The following is a 20,750-nucleotide window of genomic DNA, read 5'->3' as shown; positions in this document are numbered from 1 at the left end:
GTTGGATCCGTTCGAGAGCATCAAACAGACGTTCTTCCAGGAGTGCGATGAACTCCTGACCGACGCCGAACAGGGCCTGTTGGCCATGGAATCGGGCGAGGCTGACGACGAGACGATCAATGCCGTCTTCCGCGCCGTCCACTCGGTGAAGGGCGGCGCAGGGGCCTTCGGGCTGGAAGACCTGATCCGGTTCGCCCACGTCTTCGAAACGGTGATGGACGAGATCCGCTCCGGCAAGATGGAGCTGACGGACGAGGTCGCCAAGACCCTGCTGCGGGCCTTTGACGTCCTGGCCGACCACGTGGCCGCCGCCCGCGATGGCGGGAAGGTGGAGGAAGGCCGGTCGCAAGGCGCCTACGGCGAACTCCGCGGCCTGATCGGCGGCGAGGAAGAAGACGACGACGCCATGGGCGGCGGCGACGAGGATTTCGGCTTCGTCCCCCTCACCCTGAGCATCGAGGGCGAAGACGCCCCCGGCGGCTTCATCGACCTGGACGCCCAGAACGCCGAGGCCGGCGTCGAGCTTCCGGCCCCGGACCAAGCGCCGCAGGACGAGCTCGCCTCCTGGACCGTGGAATTCTCCCCCAAGTCGGAGATGTACGCCAAGGCCAACGAAGCCGGCCTGGTGCTGCGCGAACTGGCCCGCCTCGGCGAGACCCGCGTCACCCTGATTGACGAAACCCTGCCGCCTCTCGACCAGCTCTCAGCCGAGCAGGCCTATGTAAGCTGGCGGATCCAGCTGTTCACCGACTCCGACGAGGCCTCCATCCGCGAGGTCTTTGAATTCGTCGAGGATGACTGCAACCTGATCATCACCCGCGACGGCGCCGAGCCCTCGGTCGCCGCGCCCACCGATGACGGCCTGAGCGACGACGACCGCGCCGCCGCCGACTCGGCCAACGCCGATCTCGATATCGCCGCGCTGCTGGCCCGCGTCGGCGGCGGTGACGCACCGGCCGAAGCCGCGCCCGAAATCGTCGCCGAGGCGCCTCCTGAGGCCCCGGCGGAAGATGTCGCGGCGCTGATCGCCCGCGCCCAGAGCGTGGCGCCCCCGCCCGCCGCGAAGGCCCCCACGCCGGCCCCGACGCCCCCTCCTGTAGCCGCAGCCGCACCGGCCGCAGCCGCAGCGCCGGCAGCAGCAGCCGCAAACGCCGCGCCCGCCGCGGCCGCAAGCGTCACCATTCGCGTCGACCTGGACCGGGTCGACCGCCTCATCAACGCCGTCGGCGAGCTGGTCATCCAGCAAGCCATGCTTTCCCAGCGGGTGCTGGAGAGCGGCCTGGCGCGATCGTCCAACGTCGCGCTTGGTCTCGAAGACTTGGAGCTCCTGACCCGGGAGATCCAGGACAGCGTCATGGCGATCCGCGCCCAGCCCGTGAAATCGGTGTTCCAGCGGATGCCGCGACTGGCCCGCGAAGTGGCCGACATGACCGGCAAGCGCGTCAAGCTGGTGATGGAAGGCGAAGGCACCGAGGTCGACAAGACCGTGATCGAGCGCCTGGCCGACCCGATCACCCACATGCTGCGCAACGCCATCGACCACGGCCTGGAAGATCCTGAGGGCCGCGCCGAGGCCGGCAAGCCCGCCGAGGGCGTCGTGCGCCTGCGCGCCCTCCACCGCGGCGGCCGCATCGTCATCGAACTGCAGGATGACGGTCGCGGCATCAACCGCCCCCGCGTCCGTGGCATCGCCGTCGCCAGGGGCCTGATCACCGAGGATCAGGTGCTGTCGGACGAAGAGATCGACAACCTGATCTTCCTGCCGGGCTTCTCGACCGCCGAGGTGATCTCCGACATCTCCGGCCGCGGCGTCGGCATGGACGTGGTTCGCCGTTCCATCCAGGGCCTGGGCGGACGCATCTCCATCTCGTCGGAGCCCGGCAAGGGCTCGAAGTTCACCATGTCCCTGCCACTCACCCTGGCGGTCCTGGACGGCATGGTGGTGACCGCCGCCGAGCAGACCCTGGTGGCCCCGCTGTCGGCCATCGTCGAGAGCCTGACCCCCCGCACCGAAGATGTGCATTACATCGGCGGCAAGGACGCGGTGATCCGCATCCGCGACACCTTCGTGCCCCTGATCGACGTGGGCGTGGCCCTCGGCTTCCGCGAAACCGCCATCGACCCTGCCTCCGGCGTCGCGGTCCTGGTGGAGAGCGAAGGCGGCGGCAAGGCTGCCCTGCTGGTGGAAGCCATCCAGGGCCAGCGCCAGGTGGTCATCAAGAGCCTGGAAGCCAATTACCAACAGATCGACGGCGTGGCCGCCGCCACCATCCTGGGTGACGGTCGTGTGGCCCTGATCCTCGACGTCGACGCCCTCGTCACCACGCAGCGCCGCAAGCCGGCCGCCCGTCCCAGCGAAAAGCGAATGGCCAGCTGAGCATGACCGCGCCCGTCACAACTTCAACCGGACCGTCCCGGGAGCTCATCGCTTTCCGGATCGGCGACCAGGAATTCTGCGTCGACATCATGCAGGTGCGGGAAATCCGCGGCTGGACGACGGCCACGCCCCTGCCCCGCACCCCGGCCTACATGAAGGGCGTCATCAACCTGCGCGGCGCGGTGCTGCCGATCGTCGACCTGGGTGCGCGCCTCGGCCTGACCACCGCCGAACCCAGCGCCCGTCACGTGATCATGGTGGTCAACCAGGGCCACCGGACGCTCGGCCTGCTGGTGGAAGCGGTCAGCGACATCATCAATGTCACCGAGGACATGGTGCAGCCCACCCCGGACGTGGCCTGCGACCAGGTGAAAACCTTCGTGAAAGGCCTGTTCGCCATTGAGGGCCGCATGGTGAGCCTGATCTCGCTGGATCGTGTCCTGCCGGAAATCGAAGCGGAGGCCGCATGAGCAGTTTCCCCAGCAAGACCGGAAACCTCGTCGAGGGCGAGTTCCTCTTTACCAACGAGGACTTCCAGCAGATCGCCCAGATCCTGCACTCCCACGCGGGTATCGCTCTGGCCGAGGGCAAGGCGGCGCTGGTCTATTCGCGCCTGGCCAAGCGCCTGCGCTCGCTCGGTCTGCGCTCCTTCCGCGAGTACTGCGCCCTGGTGGAGGACGTCCGCGAGGTGGACGAACGCCAGGCCATGATGGCCGCGCTCACCACCAACGTGACCCGCTACTTCCGCGAGCCGCACCACTTCGACCACCTGCGTGATGTGGTCCTGCCGCCCCTGGTGGAGCGCGCCCGCAAGGGTGGCAAGATTCGCCTCTGGTCGGCGGCCTGCTCCAACGGCCAGGAGCCCTACTCCATGGCCATCACGGTGCTCTCGGCCCTGCCGGAAGCCGCCAACCTCGACGTCAAGATCCTGGCCACCGACATCGACCCGAACATGGTCGCCGAAGGCCGGGCGGGGATCTATCGCGAGGACGCCGTCGCCCCGGTTCCGGTGGAGCTACGCCGCCGCTGGTTCAAGAAGCCCGCCACGGGCGGCCAGGACAGCCGCTGGGAGGTGGCCGACGAGCTGCGCGCCCTGGTGGCCTTCCGCGAACTCAACCTGATCGGCGACTGGCCGATGAAGGGAAAGTTCGACGCCATCTTCTGCCGCAACGTCGTGATCTATTTCGATGAGCCGACCCAGGAACGCATCTGGAGCCGCTTTGCGCCCATGCTGAACCCCGGCGGTACGCTCTATATCGGCCACTCCGAGCGCGTGACCGGCGCGGCCACCAACATCTTCGAGACCACGGGTCTCACCACCTATTCGCTGAGGAGCGGCCGATGACAGTTGGAGTCCTCGTCGTCGATGACTCGGCGACCATGCGCGGCCTGATCGCGGCGGCCCTGAAGCGCGACCCGGACATCGAGGTCCTGGGCTTCGCCAACGATCCGCTGGAAGCCCGCGAGCAGATCAAGAAGCTCAATCCCGACGTGGTCACGCTGGACGTCGAGATGCCGCATATGAACGGCATCGAGTTCCTGGAAAAGATCATGCGCCTGCGTCCGACGCCGGTGGTCATGGTCTCCACCCTGACCCAGAAGGGCGCGGAGATCACCATCGAGGCCCTCGAGCTGGGCGCGGTGGACTGCGTCGGCAAGCCGGTGCCAGGCGACGGTGTGAGCCCGCATGACGCCTTCGCCGACCTGGCGGAGAAGGTGAAGGCCGCGGCCCGCGCGCGGGTGCGGCCCTACACCGGACCCGTCGCCCCCGTGGATCGCGAGAAGAACTACGCCGCCAGGGGCGAACTGATCCTGGCGATCGGCTCGTCCACGGGCGGGGTCGAGGCCCTGATGACCATCCTGGCCAACTTCCCCGACACCTGCCCCCCGACGGTGATCACGCAGCACATGCCGGCGACCTTCACCAAGAGCTTCGCCGAGCGCCTGAACCGTATCTCCGGCGCCATCGTGGCCGAGGCCCATGACGGCGCGCGGCTGTTGCCGGGCCACGTCTATGTCGCCCCCGGCGGGGCGTCCCACCTGGAGGTGGTCTCCTCGACCCATCCCGTCTGCCGCTTGCGGGAGTCAGAGGCGGTGAACGGTCACCGTCCGTCCGTGGACGTCCTTTTCGACTCGGTGGCGAAACTGAATCGGCCCTCCGTCGGCGTGATCCTAACGGGCATGGGCCGTGATGGCGCGGCCGGTTTGGCGGCGATGCGCAAGGCCGGCGCCCGCACCTTGGGTCAAGACGAGTCCAGCTGTGTGGTCTATGGCATGCCCAAGGCGGCCTTTGAGATCGGGGCGGTGGAAAAGCAGGTCGGCCTGTCGCGCATGGGCCCGGCCATTCTCAATGTCTGCTCGGCCGCGGCCGAGTCTCAAAGGAGCGTGTGATGCCTGCCGCGTCCGCCCTGAAAACCTTGATTGTCGACGACCAGCAGACGATGCGGTCGCTGATCCGCACCAGTCTGCACGCGCTTGGGATCACCCAGACGCGGGAGGCGCCCGACGGCGAGGAGGCCCTGCGGGCCATGCTGAGCCTGCCGGTGAACCTGGTGATCACCGACTTCAACATGCCCAAGCTGGACGGTTTGGGCCTGTTGCGCGCCATCCGCGCCCACGGCCCCACCTCGAAGGTGGCCGTGATCATGCTGACCGGCCGGGCTGATCGCGAACTGGTTCAGCGTGCGGTTCAATTCGGCGTCAATAATTATCTGGTCAAACCGTTCACGACGCAGACCCTAAAAGAAAAAATCGAAGCGGTGTTTGGGCCCCTTTCATGATCGTTGAGAACGTCTCGAATCGTCCCGGAAAACGGGTCCATGTCGTCCAGGGGGAGCACCATGTCTCCTCCGACCCGGACGTCATGCTGACGACGATTCTTGGCTCGTGCGTCGCGGTCTGCCTGCGCGACACCGCGGTCGGTTTCGGTGGCATGAACCATTTCCTGCTGCCCGAAGGTAAGGCCGAGGGCCTCGACGAGGGCCGCCGCTACGGCGCCTTCGCCATGGAACTGCTGATCAACGAACTGCTGCGCAACGGCGGGCGGCGCGAGCGCATGGAGGCCAAGCTGTTCGGCGGCGCCCGCATGTTCGGCGGCCTCTCCGACGTCGGCGCTTCCAATGCCGCCTTCGCCGAGAAATTCCTCCGCGACGAGGGCATTCCAGTGGTGGGCGGCAGCCTGGGGGGCTTCGGCGCCCGACGAGTCCAATACTGGCCGACCACCGGCCGCGCACAACAACGCACCGTCACCGACACCAACGAAGTGGCGCGCCTGAAGACGCCGCCAAAACCCGTTCCGGTGGTCGAGGACGATGGGGATCTGGAGCTGTTCTGATGAGCCAATCCGCCGCCCAGACCCCTCGGGTCCTAGCCTCCCTGGCCGACGAGCTGGAACACGCCGGCGCGCTCTGCGACCGGTTGGAGATGCTCGTCACCCAGCTTGTCCGCGCCAGCCGCGGCGAGACGCTGGAGATCGCCCTGCATGAGGCCCAGACCGTCGATGTGCTGACCCAGCATCTGGCGGCCCTGGCCACCTTCACCCGCCGGCTCTCGACCCAGGCCCATGCTGGCGGCGAATACGATCTGTCGGACGCCATCGCCGGCGTGACCCTTGGCGACCTCGCCATGCGCCTTGCCCAGGTGACGCGTGAAGCCGAAGCGCTTTCCGCCGCCGAGTCCGGCGACCTCGACCTCTTCTAAGTCCCCACAGCGAAACCCCCGAACGCCATGGCCCTAGACCCCAACATCCGGATCAACCTCGACCGCTCGGTCGTGCTGCTTGTGGATGACAATCCCCAAGCGCTCGAGGCCCTGAGCGCGATGGTCCGTGGGTTCGGGGTTCGCAAGCAGTTCAAGTGCGGCTCGGGGGCGGAGGCCATGCACTACGTGAAGAATCAGGAACTCGACCTGATCATCACCGACGCCCAGATGCCCGACATGGACGGTTACGACTTCGTCCGCTGGCTGCGCCGCGACGCGCCACCCGAGCTGATCTTCACGCCGGTCATCATGCTCACCGGCCACGCCCCGCGCAGCATGGTCGAGAAGAGCCGCGATTCCGGCGCCAACTTCATCCTCACACGCCCGTTCACCCCCGAGATCCTGCTCCAGCGGATCTTCTGGGTGGCCCGGGACGAACGCCAGATGGTCAAGGCCACGAACTATGTCGGGCCCGACCGCCGCTTCAAGAATCTCGGCCCGCCCCTTGGGATCAAGGGCCGCCGCAAGGACGATCTGTCCACCCACGTCGGCGCCGCCACCGATCCCAACATGGATCAGAACGAAGTCGACATGCTTATGAAGCCTGCACGGGTGCAAATTTGAGCAAGACCGAGTTCATCAAGGTCCAGAACCGCCTGTCACAGCAGCTGGCCAAACCGGGCGGCATGACCGCCGACATCGCCACCCAGCGCGCGCGCCGCGAACTGGCCGCTCAGGCCGGCGACGCCAAGAAGTCGCTGGGGGTCACCATCGGCCGCATGGAAGCCATGTGCGCCGAGAAGACCGCCTCGGCCGACGACATCTATGTCGAGAGCGCGGTGGTTCTCGACATCGCCGGCATGTTCGACATGCGCACCCTGTGCGACGCTTCCTACAGCCTGTGCGAACTGACCGACCGCCTGCGGACCAAGGACCGCCAGGACTGGGGCTCGGTCGGCGTGCACGTGAACGCTCTGCGCCTGATCTGGAGCAAGGACGACAAGGACGCTGAACAGCTGAAGTCGGTTGTCGATGGCCTATGGGCCATCACCGACCGCCTCGACGCCAGCTAAGGCGGCGGCGCACCGACGGTGGTGGGCTCTCTGGCCGGCGCCTCGACCATGGTCAGCTATATCGAAAGCGCCACGGGGGTCTCGGTCGGCGGCCGCACCGGGCTTACCGCCATCGCCACCGGCCTGCTGATCCTGGCCACCCTGTTCGTCGCCCCCTGGGCCCAGGTGATTCCGGCGGCGGCCACCGCCCCGGCCCCGGCCCCGGTCCTGGCGGGCGCCATGATGATGGGGCCGCTGTCGGAGATCGCCTGGGACGACCCGGTGATCGCCATTCGAGCCTTCCTGACCCTGATCACCATCCCGCTGACCTTCTCCATCGCCAATGGCTTGGCCTTCGGGGTGGTGGCCTATGCGGTGTTGAAACTGGCCGCCCGGCGGATCGAGAAGACCGACGGGCTGCTCTTCGTCCTGGCCGGTCTGTTCATCGCCCGCTTTGTCTACATGGCGACCGCCTGACCGACTTTGGTCGCTGGCCGGCATCGGCTATGGTGAGCACTGGAGGACGAGCCGGACGCAGATGGTCATGATTTCGCTCTTGCTGGCCCTTGCAGGGGCCCCGCCCCCCGAGGGCGAGCATGCGACTTTGCAGGCCTGCGAAATGACGTCCAGCGGGTGGGTCTGCCACTACACCATACCCGCTGTCACCCTGCTGGGGGCAGCCAACGCGCCGCCGCCAATCGTCACCCTGAGTCCGACCCTTCCGCCCTCGGCGACCGCCCCGAGGCCCGCCGCGCCGAACAGCGCGGAGGCGAGCCGACAGGCCCGGCTCATCGCCAACTGCGCGGATGCGGGCTGGATGTCGCTCTGCCTGCCCCAGGACCGCCGGGAAGCCCGCCGGCTGAAGGACGCCGCGACGGCCAGCGCCGCCCTGCGAACCCAGGTTTCGCATCTGCTGAGTGAGAACAGGTGCCCGGAGGCGGTGAAGACCGCCCTGGCGGCCGGCGACATGCCCCTCGCGCGAGAAGCGCGGGAATTCTGCACGCCCTAAACATGACAATGGGCCGAGCTTACGCCCGGCCCATGTGCGTTTCGGTACTTGGCTCTAGCGGCGCGGCGCAGGCGCCGGCCCGCAGGTCGTGCCATCCTCGCAGCCCGAATAGTGGATCTGCGGCGGCTCCACCGTCACGTCCGAAGGCCGGACATAGACCTGGGGCCGGTGAAGATAGATCTGCGGCGCGGCGATACGCACCGGCGGCGCGTCGACATAGACCGGCGGCCCCTGGATATCGATGCGGCCCGAGGCGACATAGACTGGACGGCCATAGACGCGGACGCCGGGGCTCTGGACGCGGATGTCGGCCCACGGCCCGGTCGGGCGATAGAAGACGGCTTCCTTGTCGCAGAGGCAGCCATCCTCGGGGCGATGATAGGATTCGTCGGGGCAATCTCGAACCATCTGCGGACGGTCATAGCCGTAGCGGTCTTGCGCGCCAGCGTTGCCGGCGGACATCAGAAGCGCACCCACGCCAGCGATCAGTATGTACTTCAAGGCAACCCCCAGATCGAGACGAGACCGTGTTCGCGCCAGCTGCCGACCTTGGAGCACCATGGCCGCAAGGCGCGAAGCCTGACCGTAAGGAGTTCATTAACCATCTGGCAAGGCGCTGCATCCCTGGGTCCGGGTAAGCCCGCGCGGCCGCACACTAGGGTAGTGCGAGCAGCGCTCAGGAAGCGGTCCTGCGCAGGTAGGCCAGGGCGATCTCCCGCAGGCGCTCGGCGCCAAAGCTGTCGTCATGGCCGCCATGCACCACCTGCACCGGCAGGCCGAGCAGCCGCTCCATGGTCGCGCGATAGGCCGGTATGTCCGCGCCCGAGATCTCGTCCAGCAACGGTCCGTCATAGATCGCGTCGCCGGAGAACAGCATGCCGGTGGCCGCCTCCCACAGGCCGATACTGCCCGGCGAATGGCCCGGCAGGTGCAGCACCTCGAAGGCCCGGTCGCCCAGGTCAACCACATCGCCCCCGGCCAGGACGCGGGTCGGCTCGCAGCCCTTCAGCACATGGGCGGCGGGGCGGTAGCCGGCATGGGGGACGGCGGTCAGCAGGCCATCGGAAATATCGTAGCCGGCCTTAGCCAGCCGGGCCTGGGATTCCGTGCTGAAGTCCGCCAGGTCGAGAGAATAGGAGTCGCGCCCCTGGCTCAGGGCCTCGGCCTCGGCGCCGTGGCAGAGGCGGCAGTCGAATTCGTGCAGGCCGCCGACATGGTCGGCGTGGGCGTGGGTGGCGACAGCCAGCAGGGTCTTCTCGAACAGGTCGGCCCCGGCCTCGCGCAGGCTGGCGATGCCCATGCCGGTATCCACCAGCAGGTCGGCGTCCCGCCCCCGCAGTCGCCAGATGTTGCAGCGAAGCAGCGGGTGGACGTGCGGCTCCCAGATCAGCGTCAGATCGGCGTCGATGTCGCGGCGCTCGAACCAGCGCGCGGCGATGGGCAGCGTCATGGCGTGTCTCCGACCAGGCCGGCCTGGGCCAGGATGCGCCGCATGGGAGCCAGGCCCTCGCCGTAACGCCGCCAGCGCCCCACGGAAGAGGCGTAGAGCGGCTGGCGCACCTGGACGGAACTTGCGGTCGCCACCGGGGCGGTGTTCTCGTGGAAGGCTAGGCAGCGCGGGTCCCAGGCCAGGTGGCAGAACGCCAGCAGACGCCGGGTCTGCGCCTCCTGGTCGGCGACGATGTCCTCATAGGCGATTTCGGTGAAGCGGTCGGCCGGCAGCACCTCCCGCCAGTGGGCCACCAGGCGGTCGAAGTCGACATAGTACCGGGCCACATCCTCCAGATCGAAGGCGTAGTTGTAGTAGGAGAAGGTGGTGGCGAAGAGCTGCCGGAAGTTGGACAGGCAGACGTCCATCGGATCGCGGCGCAGGCAGACGATACGGGCATTGGGCAGGGCCTGGTGGATCAGGCCCGCATAGAGGAGGTTGAGCGGCATCTTGTCGGTGAAGCGCGGCGTGCTCCCCGTCAGTGGCCGGGTGCTGGCCAGGTAGTCGGCGCCCAGGCGGGCCATGTCGACCGCCCCCGCGGCCTGGAAGGTCTCCACATCCATCACCAGGTTCGACGGCGTCCCGACCGCCCGCTTCAGCAGCAGGGCGAAGTTGCTGAGCTCGCCCGCCGAGGCGACGTCGCGGTGGCTGGAGAGGATGCGGTCGATCAGGGTGGTGCCGCTGCGGGGCAGGCCCACCACGAAGATCGGCTCCTGCGAAGGATCGCCTTCGGCCACAGTCCCCGCGGTAAAGGTCCGGGCGGCGGCCTCGAACAGGGCGGCGTCGTGCTCTGGCCTGTAGCCGATGACCTGGCGCTTGGCCGCCTTGGCCCTCTTCAGCCACTCCAGCGACACTGGATGATCGCCGAGATCCTCGTGGGTCTTGGCGAGCGCGTGGCCAAGATGCAGGGCGCGGTCCGGATCAGGCGAACCTTGGCCGAACAGGGCCTCGAGCTCGGCCGCGAAATTGCGCTCGCGCGTCTGGCGGGCCAGCTGCACCCGCGAGGACCAGGCGCGGTAGAGGCCAGGCGCCAGGCTCAAGGCGCGCGCATAGGCGGTCTCGGCGCCCTCGAAGTCGCCGGCGAACTGGCGCGAGGCGGCCAGGTTGTAGAGGAAGCTCGCATTGTCCGGTGTCGCAGCCACGGCGGTCTCGAAGAACGGCAGGGCCCGGGCATGATCGCCGGCCCGGGTAAAGACCACCCCGATGGTGTCCAGGGTCAGGGCATCCGTCGGGGCCAGGGCCACCGCCTGCTCGGCAGCGCCAAGAGCTTCGGGGCGTCGGTTCAAGGCTATGAGGGTGCGCGACAGATAGGCGTGGTGACGGGCCGCGCCGGGCGCCAGGTCCACGGCCTTGGCGAACAGTTCAGCGGCCCGAAGCGGGTTGTCATGATCGGCGGCGATCACCCCCAACAGGAACCAGGCGCGACCGTCGGCGGCGTCCTCGCCAAGCGCGGAAAGACAAAGTTTGTGCGCCTGTTCATAGGCGCCCCGGGACATAAGCCCCTCAGCCAAATCCAGCAGACTGGGCGTTTCAGCCACGTCGCACGCCCTCTTTCCATGCGCCGAGCGCATACGTTTTGTCCAGAATGGGCATAACCACGCTGCACCGCAACATTGCACTTGAGACGACCGACCCCGTCAACCGAGCCTCTCCTCAATCTGTATATGGAGGGGAATATGTTCCTAAGATCGATATCGCGAACAGCGCTGCTGAGCTCGATCAGCGCGCTCGCCCTGCCCCTGGTGGCGCTCGCGCCCCAAGCCGCCTTCGCCGCCGACGCCGGTGATGCGGCGAGTGTTTCGGAGCTTATCGTCACGGCCACCCGCCGCGACACCACGATTCAGGACACGCCGGTAAACATCGCCGCGGTGGGCGGCGAGGAGATCAAGGAGCAGGGATTCGACAACCTGGCCGAGATCACCCGTTTCGTGCCGGGGATCTTCATCGTCGACCAGGGCGCCCGCCAGGGTAACAACATCATCGTGCGCGGCTTGAACGCCACGGCCCTGGGCTCCAACGACAACAACAATGACGGCGGCGGTACGGTGGCCACCTATGTGGGCGACATCCCGCTGTTCGTGGACCTGAAGCTGAACGACATCGAACGGGTCGAATTCCTGCTGGGTCCGCAGGGCACGCTCTACGGCGCGGGCACCCTGGGCGGCGCGATCCGCTACATCCCCACCCGGCCGCGCCTGGGATCTTGGGAAGGCGGCGTCCGCGGCGACGCCTATGGCTACACCCACGGCCGCAACCCCAGCACCGACTTCGGGTTCACCGTGAACGCGCCGATCGGCGACACCTTCGCGGTTCGGTTCAACCTCGACTGGCTGAACGACCAGGGCTTCATCGATCAGCCCTTCCTGGTGAACCAGGTAGGGGTCTCAGATCCCGACCCCGACTTCACCAATCCCGCGGCGGTCCGCGCCAACCTGCACCGCAAGAAGGACGTCAACACCGAGAAGACCCTGTCCGGCCGCCTGGGCTTCCGCTGGGCGCCCACCGACGCCATCGACCTGAACCTCACCTACTACTACCAGAACGCCCAGGTGGGCGGCCGCCAGGTGAGCGGCGCCGGGGTCACCAGCTTCCCGGTCAAGGTCGACAAGTGGTCGTCGCTGATGCGGGTGACCGAGCCCAACGAAGTGACCAACCAGCTTCTGGCCCTGGAGGGCTCCTTCGATCTCGGCTTCGCCGAGCTCACCTCGGCGACAGGCGTCTCGCGGTACGAGGCTGACGGCCGGCGCGATCAAACCGACCTGCTGATCGGCCTGGAGTACAGTTACGAGGCCTTCCCGAGCTTCACCGCCTTCACCAACGAGCAGCGGGAAGACAAGGGCTTCACCCAGGAACTGCGCCTGGTGTCCAAGGGCGACTCCCCCCTGAGTTGGATCGTCGGGGCCTACTACAACCGCAAGACCGAGGATGGCTTCAGCAAGGAGTTCACCCCCTTCTACGACGCCTACCTGAAGTCGGTGTTCGCCACCGGCCCGCTGCGGCCCGACTCGGTCGAGTACTACAGCGTCACCAACCGCAAGCTCACCGAGTCCGCGGGCTTCGGCGAGCTCAGCTACCAGTTCAACGACGCCTTCCAGGTCACCGTCGGCGGGCGCTACTACACCTATGATCTTGAGGTCGAGAGCGGTGTCGATCTGCCGCTTTGGGCGACCACGGTAGGCGGCCGGACCCCGGTGGACGCCCTGGTTGTGAACTATTCGACGGTCAGCCAGAAGGACAAGGGCTGGCTGTTCAAGTTCAACACCTCGTACAAGTTCAGCGACGATGTGATGACCTATCTGACCATCAGCGAGGGGTATCGGATCGGCAGCGACAACGGCGTGGCCGCCTGCCCCAACCCCCTGCCCGTGAACCAGATCGTCTGCGCCCTGCCCAACGAGACCGAGTACAACCCTGACAAGACCCTGAACTACGAGCTGGGGCTCCACAGCCAGTGGTTCGACAAGCGCCTGACCCTGAACGGCGCGCTCTACTACATCCAGTGGAAGAAGCCGCAGGTCGACTCCGCCACTCAGAACGGCCTGCAGCCGATCACGATCAACGGCGGCGACGCGGAGTCCAAGGGGGTCGAGGTCAACTTCGCCGCCGACCTGTTCGAGGGCTTCACCCTGCGCGGCAGCTACATGCACAACCTCACGGAGTTCACTGAGGGCACGCCGAACCTGATCCCCTACATCACCGCACCAGGCTTCCAGGGCACCCTGCAATACGCCGCCGGCGCGGCCGGCGACCGCCTGCCGGGTTCTCCGCAGGACCAGGGCAGCCTCTATGCCCGCTACGAGATGCCGATCTTCGAGGGGAACCTGGCCTTCGGCTATGGCGTCACCGCCGCCGGCGACGTCCTGACCCGAGCCGGGAACAAGGGCGGCGGGGTCACCCTGCCCGCCTACGCCATCCACAACATGTCGGTCGAGTATCAGGCCGAGATGTGGAAGGCGACGCTCTACGCCGACAACCTGTTCGACACCTTCGTGAAGACCGGCGTGCGCAATACGCCGGCCTATAACCAGGTGGTCAGCGACGACACCGGCGCCAACGTCTACCAGCGCGGCTTCTTCTACGCCGTCCTGCCGCCCCGCCGGATCGGCATCCGATTTGAGCGGAGCTTCTAAGGGCTCCACACACATACCGGCGCGCTATCGCCCCGACTCAGGCTGCAGGCCCGGGTCGGGGTTCTTGTTTGTGACGCTCGGAAATCCTGGGCGCCACAGGGGCGCCGCTGAGTACGACCTGAGCAAAACGTGTTACGATGACGGTGAAACCTCGGCCTCGCGCAGTCTTGAGGTTACAGACGGCCCGCGAGGCCTAGGGTCCCTTGGACAGTGCGCCAGGAGCCGGTGATGAGCCCCCAGTCGACAACCGCGAGCCGCCAAGCCGAGGCCGAGCCGGCCACCGCCGAGATGGGCGCCAAGCTGCTGGCCTTCTCGTCTATTCCGGTGATCGACATCTCGGCCCTGCGCGGGACGGACCGCGAGGCCCTGGAGGCCACGGCCGCGGAAATCGGCCGGGCCTGCGAGACGGTGGGCTTCTTCTACATCAAGAACCACGGCGTCCCCGAGGCGCTGATCGAGCGCACCTATGAGCTCTCGCGCCAGTTCCACTATTCGCCCAAGGACCTGAAGCAGCAGGTCCACATCTCCAACTCGCCAGGCACCCGCGGCTGGATTCCGGACGGTGACAAGGATGACGACGGCGACCCGGAACTCTACCGCCTGGTGGAGCCCAATCCCGACCACGACTACCTGACCAAGCCGCGCCTGCACGCGGCCTTCGACGTCTCCATCGAACTGCCGGAGACCGACCCTGATTTCCTGGCCGGCAACCTGATGCTGGTGCCCAACCAGTGGCCCGACTTCATCCCCGGATTCCGCGACGAGGTGATGGCCTATTATGACGCGGTGACGGCGGTCGGAGACAGCCTGTTCCACGCCTTCACCGTGGCGCTGGGCCTGCCCGAGGACTTCTTCGCCAAGCTTACCCAGAAGCCACCGTCGCAACTGCGCCTGCTGCACTATCCGCCCAATGACCGGCCGATGGACAACGACAACCTGGGCATCGGCGCCCACTCCGACTTCGAGTGCTTCACCATCCTGCACCAGGGCGGTCCCGGCCTTCAGGTGATGAACGCCGCCGACGAATGGGTCGCCGCGCCGCCGATCCCCGGCACATTCATCGTCAATGTGGGGGACCTGATCGAGGGCTGGACCAACGGCCGGTTCAAAGCCACCCAGCACCGGGTGGTGAACACCGGCAAGGAGCGCTTCTCGATGCCGCTGTTCTTCGCCGTCGACTATCACACGGTGATCGAACCCCTGCCGCAGTTCGTCTCCGGCGAGGTTCCGGCCAAGTACAACCGCATCGTCGCCGGAGACCACCTGGCCGGCTTCAGCGTCAACGGCGCCAAGCACCTGCGCAAGAAGATCTGCCTGGGCGAGCTGAAGATCGACTTCCCGATCCACAAGGAGAACCCGTTCAAGCGCAAGGCCGTGAACGAGTTCCCCAGCGCCCCGAAGGTCGAGGCCGCGCCCTAGGCGGGCATCTGCGCGACGACCTTGGTGGTCAGATAGGCGTCGATGCCCTCCATGCCGCCTTCACGGCCATAGCCGCTTTCCTTGATCCCGCCGAAGGGCGCCTCGGCGCCGCCGATCATGAAGGTGTTGATCCCCACCATGCCACTCTCGAAGCGCCGGGCGACAAAGGCGGCGTCCTCCTGGCTGCGGGTGAAGGCGTAGGCCGCCAGGCCGAACGGGGTGGCGTTGGCGCGCGCCATGGCTTCCTCCCGGTCGGCGAAGGGGGTCAGGACCGCGAGGGGGCCGAAGGGCTCATCATGCAGGACGCGCGCAGTCTCCGGCACGTCGGTGAGGACGGTGGGCCTGTAGAAGTACCCGGTATTGCCGATCCGTTCGCCGCCGGTGCGCAGGGTCGCGCCCTTGGCCACCGCATCGGCCACCATGGCCTCCACCGAGGCTAGGCGGCGGTCGTTGGCCAGGGGCCCCATCTCCGTCTCGGGCTCCAGGCCGTTTCCCACCACCAGGGCCTTTGCGCCCTCCGTGAAGGCTTCGACGAACGGTTCGTAGATCGACTGAGCGACCATGAAGCGGGTGGGCGAGATGCACACCTGGCCAGCGTTGCGGAATTTTCCGGTCACCAAGGTCCTGGCGGCGGCCACCGGATCGACGTCGCCGAACACCAGCACCGGCGCGTGGCCGCCGAGCTCCATGGTGCAGGGCTTCATCTGGGCCGCGGCCAGGCCCGCAAGGTGCTTACCCACCGGGACCGAACCGGTGAAGGACACCTTGCGGATGATCGGCGAGGCGATCAGGTGCTCGGAAATCTCCGGCGGGCGGCCGAACACCAGGGTGAGGACGCCGGGCGGGAGGCCCGCGTCCACCAAGGCCTGAGCCAGACCCACGCAGCCGCTCGGCGCGTCCTCCGGGCCCTTCAGGATGATCGAGCAGCCCGCGGCGATGGCGCTGCCGATCTTGGCCGCGGCCTGCGAGGCGGGAAAGTTCCAGGGGGTGAAGGCCGCCACCGGCCCGACCGGGAAGCGGCCGGTGGTCCACATCAGGCCCGGCGTGTTGGAGGGGATCACCCGGCCATAGGTGCGGCGGCCCTCCTCGGCGGCCCAGTCGAAGGCGCGCGCGCACCCCTCGATCTCCATCCGCGCCTGGGCGAGCGGCTTGCCCTGTTCGCGGGTGAGCGCGGTGGCCAGGGCATCGGCCCGTTGCAGTATCAGGGCGGCGGCGGCGCGCAGCACCTGGGCGCGGGCCAAGGGGCCGACATCGCGCCAGGTCAGGAAGGCCGCCTGCGCGCTGGCCAGGGCTTCGTCGAGGTCTGCCGTCGTCGCCACCGCGAACCGCCCCAGCAAGCTCTCGTCCACCGGGTTGAGGATCGGCAGCCACTCTCCGCCCCCGCCCGCGCGCCAGACATTATCGATCAGCAGCGGCCGGTCGGCGGCGTCGATGTCGATGTCAAAGGGCATGGGCCGGGCCTCATTGGAACTTGGATACCGCCGCCATACTTCCCCGCTTCCCGTCCCCGCGCCGCCCACGGTGGCTCATCGAACGGGAGTCTGTGGCGCGGCGCCTGCCCAGTAGTACGAACTGCTCGAAACGTAGTCTCCAGGCGCCCCTTCCTTGCACGGGTTCAGGGCAAACGGGACAGGTGCTCCCAGCCAGGTCGGCCAGGCTTTGCAAGCCCTCCGGCGCGGATCGACTGTCAGGGGGCACCGATGGAGCGTGGCTATGGACGCAGACCAAGACGGCCGACGACCCGGCTTCCTGAACCGGCGAGGCCTGCTGATGGGGGCCGCGGGACTCACCCTGGCGGCCTGCTCGCCCAAAGCCTCGGGCGGCGGCGCCAACACCCTCAAGGTCTCCAGCTACGGCGGCAACTTCGAGGAGGCGATGTCGGCCCACGTCTATCCGGTGTTCGAGAAGGCCACCGGCATCAAGGTGGAATCCATTGCCCAGCCGGCGGGTCTGCAGTTCCTGCTTCAGCTCATCGAGGCCAACAAGGCCGGCATCGCCCCCATGGACCTCTGCATCTCGACGGCGGTGGACGTGAACCGCGGCCGTAAAGCCAACCTGTGGCGCCAGCGCGACCCCAAGGCCCTGCCGAACCTCGGAAACCTGCCCTGGCAATACGTACTGTCAGGCCCCAAGGGGATCGACGGCGTCGGCGCCCTGGGCTGGTTCTTGGCCCTTGTGGTCAATCCCGACCAGATCAAGACCCCCATCGACACCTGGACCGCCCTCTGGGAACCGGCCTATCGCGACGCCTGGGGCCTGGCCGGCGCCGGGGCGGGGCCGATCTTCGACATCACCGCCAAGACCTATTTCGACGGCCCCGCGACCCTCGACACCGAGGCCGGGATCCTGAAGGTGATCAACAAGATCGCCGAGCTGAAGCCCAACACCAAGCTGTGGTGGGAGTCGGAGGGCACCATGCAAACGGCCCTGGAGAATGGGGAGGTGAAGGGCGGCGTCTACTTCGCCGACGTCGCCGCCACCCTGAAGGCCAGTGGCACGCCGCTCTCCATCGTCTTCCCCAAGGAGGGGGCCGTGATGGATTTCGGCTCCTGGTGCCAGCCCGCCGCCTCCACCAAGGTCGCCGAGGCCGACGCCTTCATCAACTTCATGTGCTCGCCGCAGGCCCAGAACCTGATCGCCCGCAAGGTGAACGCCCCACCACTGATCCGGCGCGAACTGCTGGACCTGACGTCGGAGGAGTTCAACAGGGTCTCCAGCGAGATCCCGCCGATCACCACCAACTATGAGGCCCGCGCCCGGCACCTGGATTTCATGGCGACCAACTTCACCAAGATGATCTCGAGCTGAGGGGCTCCGCCATGTTCGGACTTGAGATCAGCAAGGTCACCAAGGCCTTCGGCGCCCACCTCGCTGTCGACGACGTGTCATTGTCGATTCCGCAGGGGGAGTTCGTCTGTTTCCTCGGCCCCTCCGGTTGCGGCAAGACCACCCTGATGCGGATGATCGCCGGACTGGAGCAGCCCGGCGAGGGGTCGATCGCCCTCAACGGCCGCGATATCACCCGGCAGCCGGCCAATGTCCGAAAGTTCGGCATGGTCTTCCAGTCCCTGGCCCTCTTCCCCCACCTGTCCGTGGGCGAGAACGTGGCCTTCAGCCTGCGCCTGCAGGGGCAGGACGCCCGCCAGCGCAAGGCCCGCGTCGACGAACTGCTGACACTCGTCCGCCTGCCCGGCATGGAGAAGCGGGCGGTCAGCCAGCTCTCCGGCGGCCAGCGCCAGCGCGTCGCCATCGCCCGGGCTCTGGCCCAGGAGCCGCCGATCTTCCTGCTGGACGAACCGTTCTCGGCTCTCGACGCCAAGCTGCGGGAGGAAATGCAGATCGAGCTGCGCCTGCTGCAGAAGCGCCTGCAGATCACCACCATCCTGGTGACCCATGACCAGCGCGAGGCCATGTCCATGGCGGACAGCATCGCCGTCATGGGGGATGGCAAGATCCAGCAGTACGGCAGTCCGCTGTCGATCTACCGCGCGCCGGCCAACACCTTCGTCGCCAACTTCATCGGCCTGTCCAACCTGCTGCCGGTGGAGGTTCTGGACCACGAAACTGTCCGGTTCGGCGCCAACATTCTCAAGGTCGCGCCGATGACACAGCCCACCAGCGCCAGAGGTCTGGCGACGCTCTCCATCCGGCCAGAGGACATCCAGCTCACCGCCGCCAACGGCGCGGGCGACAATACAGTCTCTGGACGGATCACCTTCATTCGCGACATGGGTTCCAGCGTCGAGGTCCACCTGGATTGCGACGGCCGCGACGTGCTCAGCGTTGTCCAGCCCCGCGACTGGATGGGGGCGGGGACCGGCGACATCGCCCACCTGCGCCTGCCGCAGAACCAGTGCCGCGTGCTCGCCGCATGACCGACCTCGCCGTCCCGCTGAAGACCGACGCCGAGGCGCCCGACCGCGACCCGGTCGTGCTGGCGGGCTTGCTCTCCCTGCCCACCCTGTTCCTGATCGTGCTGTGCCTGATCCCGCTGTTCCTGCTGGTCCAGCTGAGCTTCGCGCACCGAGAGGATGGCGGCCTGTGGCGGGCCGGTCTCGAACTCACCCAGTACCGCCAGCTGATGACGCCGCAGTTCCTGAAGGTGGCCCTGTTCTCCTTCACCCTGGCGCTGACCACCGCCGTCATCAGCGTCGCCCTGGCCTTCCCCGTCGCCTATTTCATCAGCCGCATGAAGCGCCGGGCCCAGATCACCTGGCTGGTGGGCCTGCTCTCGACGCTGTCGCTGTCGGAGGTGCTGATCGTCTTTGCCTTCCAGGTGCTGCTGTCGGGCAGCGGCGGCCTGGTGAAGACCCTGGTGGCGCTGGGGGTCATGGAGCAGGCCCACTCGCTCTACCCGAACTTCGCCGCCGTCATGGTCTGCCTGGTCTATCTGGTCCTGCCCTACATCATCCTCTTCCTCTACCCGGCCATGTCGCAGCTGGACGACGACATCCCGGCGGCGGCCACCACCATGGGCGCCTCGCCGGCGCGGGCCTTCCTGACCGTGGTGGCGCCGATGGTGAAGGGGCCGCTGCTGTCGGCGGGCCTGCTGGTGGTGATCTTCACCGTCGGCTCCTACCTGACCCCGCTGGTGCTGGGACGACCGCAGCAGTGGACGGTGGGCATCCTCATCTCCAACGGCGCCATGACCACCGGCAACCTGCCCCTGGCCGCCGCCCAGGCCGTGGCCCTGGTCTCGCTGATGGTGGGCCTGCTCGGCCTGGTGCGCCTGCTCAGCCGGGCCGGGAGCCCCGCGTCATGAACGAAGGCCTGCTCGCCACGATCCTGCGCCGCGGCTTCCTCAGCCTGGTGGCCCTGTTCATCGCCGCCCCCCTGGTGGTGGTGATCGGCGTCTCCTTCAACGAGGGCCGGCGGATGACCTTCCCGCCCAGCGATCTCAGCCTGAAATGGTACAGAGCCTTCTTCACCGACGCCGGCTGGATGAAGTCGCTGGAGACCTCGCTCACCATCAGCACGCTGGCCTCGGTGATCGCGGTGACCGTAGCCCTGCCGATCGCCTACGCGGTCTGGCGGTATAACTCCAAGGCAGCCAAGGCCCTGGCGGGAGTCGGCTCGGGACTTTTCCTGCTGCCCGGCGTGGTGACGGCCCTGATGTTCTCGGCCTTCTGGGGCGTTATGGGCCATGTGGGCCGCATCGAGAACGTGGTGCTGAGCCACTCGGTGATCCTGCTGGGCATCCCTGTGGCCATGCTGTCGGTGGGCTTCCAGTCCATCGAGAAGGCGCTGATCGAGGCCGCCCATACCATGGGGGCCGGCGACGCCGAGGCCTTCCGCATGGTGGTGCGGCCGGCCATGACCCCCTACATCCTCTGCGCGCTGGTCTATGTCTTCGTGCTGAGCCTGAACGAGTACCTGATCGCCTACATGGTGGCCGGCTTCTCGGTGCAGACCCTGCCGATCCGCGTGTTCACCAGCCTGCGCTCCGGCTATGAACCCACCATGTGCGTGGGCGCGGTGATCTTCATCCTGCTGGGCTTCGCCGCCTTCAGCCTGCTGGCCGCCATCGGCGACCTGCCCAAGCTGATGGGCCGCCACCGGCCCCTGGAGGCGTAAG

21 protein-coding genes are annotated in these 20,750 nt (G+C 67.4%); 17 read left to right on the top strand and 4 right to left on the bottom strand.

Features of this window, described 5'->3' with window-relative positions; all coding sequences use genetic code 11:
* Position 1: 1 nt before the first annotated feature.
* From Q7J39_RS10270 to Q7J39_RS10220, 11 genes are all read left to right on the top strand, one after another.
* The gene (locus Q7J39_RS10270) at positions 2-2,377 is read left to right on the top strand and encodes a chemotaxis protein CheA (protein WP_304823883.1); all 2,376 of its coding nucleotides are present in this window, start codon (positions 2-4) and stop codon (positions 2,375-2,377) included.
* Between the two features lie 2 nt (positions 2,378-2,379).
* Positions 2,380-2,847, top strand: a complete 468-nt coding sequence (locus tag Q7J39_RS10265) for a chemotaxis protein CheW (RefSeq protein ID WP_304823880.1) — start codon at positions 2,380-2,382, stop codon at positions 2,845-2,847.
* Positions 2,844-3,722: a protein-glutamate O-methyltransferase CheR gene (locus Q7J39_RS10260; protein ID WP_304823877.1), complete on the top strand. Its 879-nt coding sequence runs from the start codon at positions 2,844-2,846 to the stop codon at positions 3,720-3,722. The genes Q7J39_RS10265 and Q7J39_RS10260 overlap by 4 nt, the downstream gene beginning before the upstream one ends.
* Complete coding sequence (locus Q7J39_RS10255; protein WP_304823874.1) at positions 3,719-4,768, top strand: chemotaxis response regulator protein-glutamate methylesterase; 1,050 nt, start codon at positions 3,719-3,721, stop codon at positions 4,766-4,768. The genes Q7J39_RS10260 and Q7J39_RS10255 overlap by 4 nt, the downstream gene beginning before the upstream one ends.
* Positions 4,768-5,157 (top strand): response regulator, encoded by a 390-nt coding sequence (locus tag Q7J39_RS10250; RefSeq protein ID WP_215338423.1) that lies wholly within the window; start codon positions 4,768-4,770, stop codon positions 5,155-5,157. Before Q7J39_RS10255 ends, Q7J39_RS10250 begins: the two co-directional genes overlap by 1 nt.
* Entirely contained in the window at positions 5,154-5,711 is a 558-nt protein-coding gene (locus tag Q7J39_RS10245) for a chemotaxis protein CheD (RefSeq protein WP_293496937.1), read from the top strand. The genes Q7J39_RS10250 and Q7J39_RS10245 overlap by 4 nt, the downstream gene beginning before the upstream one ends.
* Entirely contained in the window at positions 5,711-6,076 is a 366-nt protein-coding gene (locus Q7J39_RS10240) for a hypothetical protein (RefSeq protein ID WP_304823870.1), read from the top strand. Before Q7J39_RS10245 ends, Q7J39_RS10240 begins: the two co-directional genes overlap by 1 nt.
* Positions 6,077-6,103: 27 nt before the next feature.
* On the top strand, positions 6,104-6,700 hold the full coding sequence (locus tag Q7J39_RS10235) for a response regulator (protein ID WP_304823867.1): 597 nt from the start codon (positions 6,104-6,106) through the stop codon (positions 6,698-6,700).
* The gene (locus tag Q7J39_RS10230) at positions 6,697-7,149 is read left to right on the top strand and encodes a hypothetical protein (RefSeq protein ID WP_304823865.1); all 453 of its coding nucleotides are present in this window, start codon (positions 6,697-6,699) and stop codon (positions 7,147-7,149) included. Before Q7J39_RS10235 ends, Q7J39_RS10230 begins: the two co-directional genes overlap by 4 nt.
* An 18-nt stretch (positions 7,150-7,167) precedes the next feature.
* Positions 7,168-7,605 carry a hypothetical protein gene (locus Q7J39_RS10225; protein ID WP_370690040.1) on the top strand — a complete coding sequence of 146 codons (438 nt, stop codon included), beginning with the start codon at positions 7,168-7,170 and terminating at the stop codon, positions 7,603-7,605.
* Positions 7,606-7,747: 142 nt separating this feature from the next.
* On the top strand, positions 7,748-8,137 hold the full coding sequence (locus Q7J39_RS10220) for a hypothetical protein (RefSeq protein ID WP_304823862.1): 390 nt from the start codon (positions 7,748-7,750) through the stop codon (positions 8,135-8,137).
* A gap of 54 nt (positions 8,138-8,191) precedes the next feature.
* Here Q7J39_RS10220 and Q7J39_RS10215 read toward each other — a convergent pair whose 3' ends face one another.
* The 3 genes from Q7J39_RS10215 to Q7J39_RS10205 form a co-directional block, all read right to left on the bottom strand.
* Entirely contained in the window at positions 8,192-8,599 is a 408-nt protein-coding gene (locus tag Q7J39_RS10215) for a hypothetical protein (protein ID WP_304823859.1), read from the bottom strand.
* 214 nt (positions 8,600-8,813) lie between these two features.
* Entirely contained in the window at positions 8,814-9,587 is a 774-nt protein-coding gene (locus Q7J39_RS10210; RefSeq protein WP_304823855.1) for an MBL fold metallo-hydrolase, read from the bottom strand.
* Positions 9,584-11,164 (bottom strand): tetratricopeptide repeat-containing sulfotransferase family protein, encoded by a 1,581-nt coding sequence (locus Q7J39_RS10205; protein ID WP_304823852.1) that lies wholly within the window; start codon positions 11,162-11,164, stop codon positions 9,584-9,586. The genes Q7J39_RS10210 and Q7J39_RS10205 overlap by 4 nt, the downstream gene beginning before the upstream one ends.
* A 138-nt stretch (positions 11,165-11,302) precedes the next feature.
* Between Q7J39_RS10205 and Q7J39_RS10200 the strand changes: the two genes are divergently transcribed.
* Together Q7J39_RS10200 and Q7J39_RS10195 are read left to right on the top strand one after the other, a co-directional pair.
* Positions 11,303-13,756: a TonB-dependent receptor gene (locus Q7J39_RS10200; RefSeq protein ID WP_304823849.1), complete on the top strand. Its 2,454-nt coding sequence runs from the start codon at positions 11,303-11,305 to the stop codon at positions 13,754-13,756.
* Positions 13,757-13,984: 228 nt separating this feature from the next.
* Positions 13,985-15,175, top strand: coding sequence for an isopenicillin N synthase family oxygenase (locus Q7J39_RS10195; RefSeq protein WP_304823845.1), 1,191 nt, complete (start codon positions 13,985-13,987; stop codon positions 15,173-15,175).
* Here Q7J39_RS10195 and Q7J39_RS10190 read toward each other — a convergent pair.
* On the bottom strand, positions 15,172-16,626 hold the full coding sequence (locus tag Q7J39_RS10190) for an NAD-dependent succinate-semialdehyde dehydrogenase (protein WP_304823841.1): 1,455 nt from the start codon (positions 16,624-16,626) through the stop codon (positions 15,172-15,174). The two genes, Q7J39_RS10195 and Q7J39_RS10190, sit on opposite strands and share 4 nt — an antisense overlap.
* 262 nt (positions 16,627-16,888) lie before the next feature.
* On the opposite strand from Q7J39_RS10190, the gene Q7J39_RS10185 reads away from it, so the two are divergent.
* From Q7J39_RS10185 to Q7J39_RS10170, 4 genes are read left to right on the top strand one after another with little or no spacing between them, the layout of a single operon-like run.
* On the top strand, positions 16,889-17,983 hold the full coding sequence (locus Q7J39_RS10185; protein WP_304823838.1) for a PotD/PotF family extracellular solute-binding protein: 1,095 nt from the start codon (positions 16,889-16,891) through the stop codon (positions 17,981-17,983).
* Positions 17,984-17,994: 11 nt separating this feature from the next.
* Positions 17,995-19,050, top strand: coding sequence for an ABC transporter ATP-binding protein (locus Q7J39_RS10180; RefSeq protein WP_304823835.1), 1,056 nt, complete (start codon positions 17,995-17,997; stop codon positions 19,048-19,050).
* On the top strand, positions 19,047-19,937 hold the full coding sequence (locus tag Q7J39_RS10175) for an ABC transporter permease (protein WP_304823832.1): 891 nt from the start codon (positions 19,047-19,049) through the stop codon (positions 19,935-19,937). The genes Q7J39_RS10180 and Q7J39_RS10175 overlap by 4 nt, the downstream gene beginning before the upstream one ends.
* On the top strand, positions 19,934-20,749 hold the full coding sequence (locus Q7J39_RS10170; RefSeq protein WP_304823829.1) for an ABC transporter permease: 816 nt from the start codon (positions 19,934-19,936) through the stop codon (positions 20,747-20,749). Before Q7J39_RS10175 ends, Q7J39_RS10170 begins: the two co-directional genes overlap by 4 nt.
* Position 20,750: the final 1 nt, after the last annotated feature.

The organism is Phenylobacterium sp., assembly GCF_030651185.1.
In the GTDB taxonomy this organism is placed as follows: domain Bacteria; phylum Pseudomonadota; class Alphaproteobacteria; order Caulobacterales; family Caulobacteraceae; genus Phenylobacterium.
Note: the sequence above shows the minus strand (reverse complement) of the source record. Positions and strands in the feature narration are given on the sequence as shown.

What these genes read in the sequence shown, in the direction of transcription:
- Q7J39_RS10255 (WP_304823874.1), top strand. Translation starts at nt 3,719, where the DNA reads ATGACAGTTGGAGTCCTCGTCGTCGATGACTCGGCGACCATGCGCGGC.
- Q7J39_RS10220 (WP_304823862.1), top strand. Translation starts at nt 7,748, where the DNA reads ATGACGTCCAGCGGGTGGGTCTGCCACTACACCATACCCGCTGTCACC.
- Q7J39_RS10245 (WP_293496937.1), top strand. Translation starts at nt 5,154, where the DNA reads ATGATCGTTGAGAACGTCTCGAATCGTCCCGGAAAACGGGTCCATGTC.
- Q7J39_RS10195 (WP_304823845.1), top strand. Translation starts at nt 13,985, where the DNA reads ATGAGCCCCCAGTCGACAACCGCGAGCCGCCAAGCCGAGGCCGAGCCG.
- Q7J39_RS10185 (WP_304823838.1), top strand. Translation starts at nt 16,889, where the DNA reads ATGGACGCAGACCAAGACGGCCGACGACCCGGCTTCCTGAACCGGCGA.
- Q7J39_RS10250 (WP_215338423.1), top strand. Translation starts at nt 4,768, where the DNA reads ATGCCTGCCGCGTCCGCCCTGAAAACCTTGATTGTCGACGACCAGCAG.
- Q7J39_RS10240 (WP_304823870.1), top strand. Translation starts at nt 5,711, where the DNA reads ATGAGCCAATCCGCCGCCCAGACCCCTCGGGTCCTAGCCTCCCTGGCC.
- Q7J39_RS10180 (WP_304823835.1), top strand. Translation starts at nt 17,995, where the DNA reads ATGTTCGGACTTGAGATCAGCAAGGTCACCAAGGCCTTCGGCGCCCAC.
- Q7J39_RS10190 (WP_304823841.1), bottom strand. Translation starts at nt 16,626, where the DNA reads ATGCCCTTTGACATCGACATCGACGCCGCCGACCGGCCGCTGCTGATC.
- Q7J39_RS10260 (WP_304823877.1), top strand. Translation starts at nt 2,844, where the DNA reads ATGAGCAGTTTCCCCAGCAAGACCGGAAACCTCGTCGAGGGCGAGTTC.
- Q7J39_RS10200 (WP_304823849.1), top strand. Translation starts at nt 11,303, where the DNA reads ATGTTCCTAAGATCGATATCGCGAACAGCGCTGCTGAGCTCGATCAGC.
- Q7J39_RS10175 (WP_304823832.1), top strand. Translation starts at nt 19,047, where the DNA reads ATGACCGACCTCGCCGTCCCGCTGAAGACCGACGCCGAGGCGCCCGAC.
- Q7J39_RS10170 (WP_304823829.1), top strand. Translation starts at nt 19,934, where the DNA reads ATGAACGAAGGCCTGCTCGCCACGATCCTGCGCCGCGGCTTCCTCAGC.
- Q7J39_RS10265 (WP_304823880.1), top strand. Translation starts at nt 2,380, where the DNA reads ATGACCGCGCCCGTCACAACTTCAACCGGACCGTCCCGGGAGCTCATC.
- Q7J39_RS10215 (WP_304823859.1), bottom strand. Translation starts at nt 8,599, where the DNA reads ATGTCCGCCGGCAACGCTGGCGCGCAAGACCGCTACGGCTATGACCGT.
- Q7J39_RS10210 (WP_304823855.1), bottom strand. Translation starts at nt 9,587, where the DNA reads ATGACGCTGCCCATCGCCGCGCGCTGGTTCGAGCGCCGCGACATCGAC.
- Q7J39_RS10235 (WP_304823867.1), top strand. Translation starts at nt 6,104, where the DNA reads ATGGCCCTAGACCCCAACATCCGGATCAACCTCGACCGCTCGGTCGTG.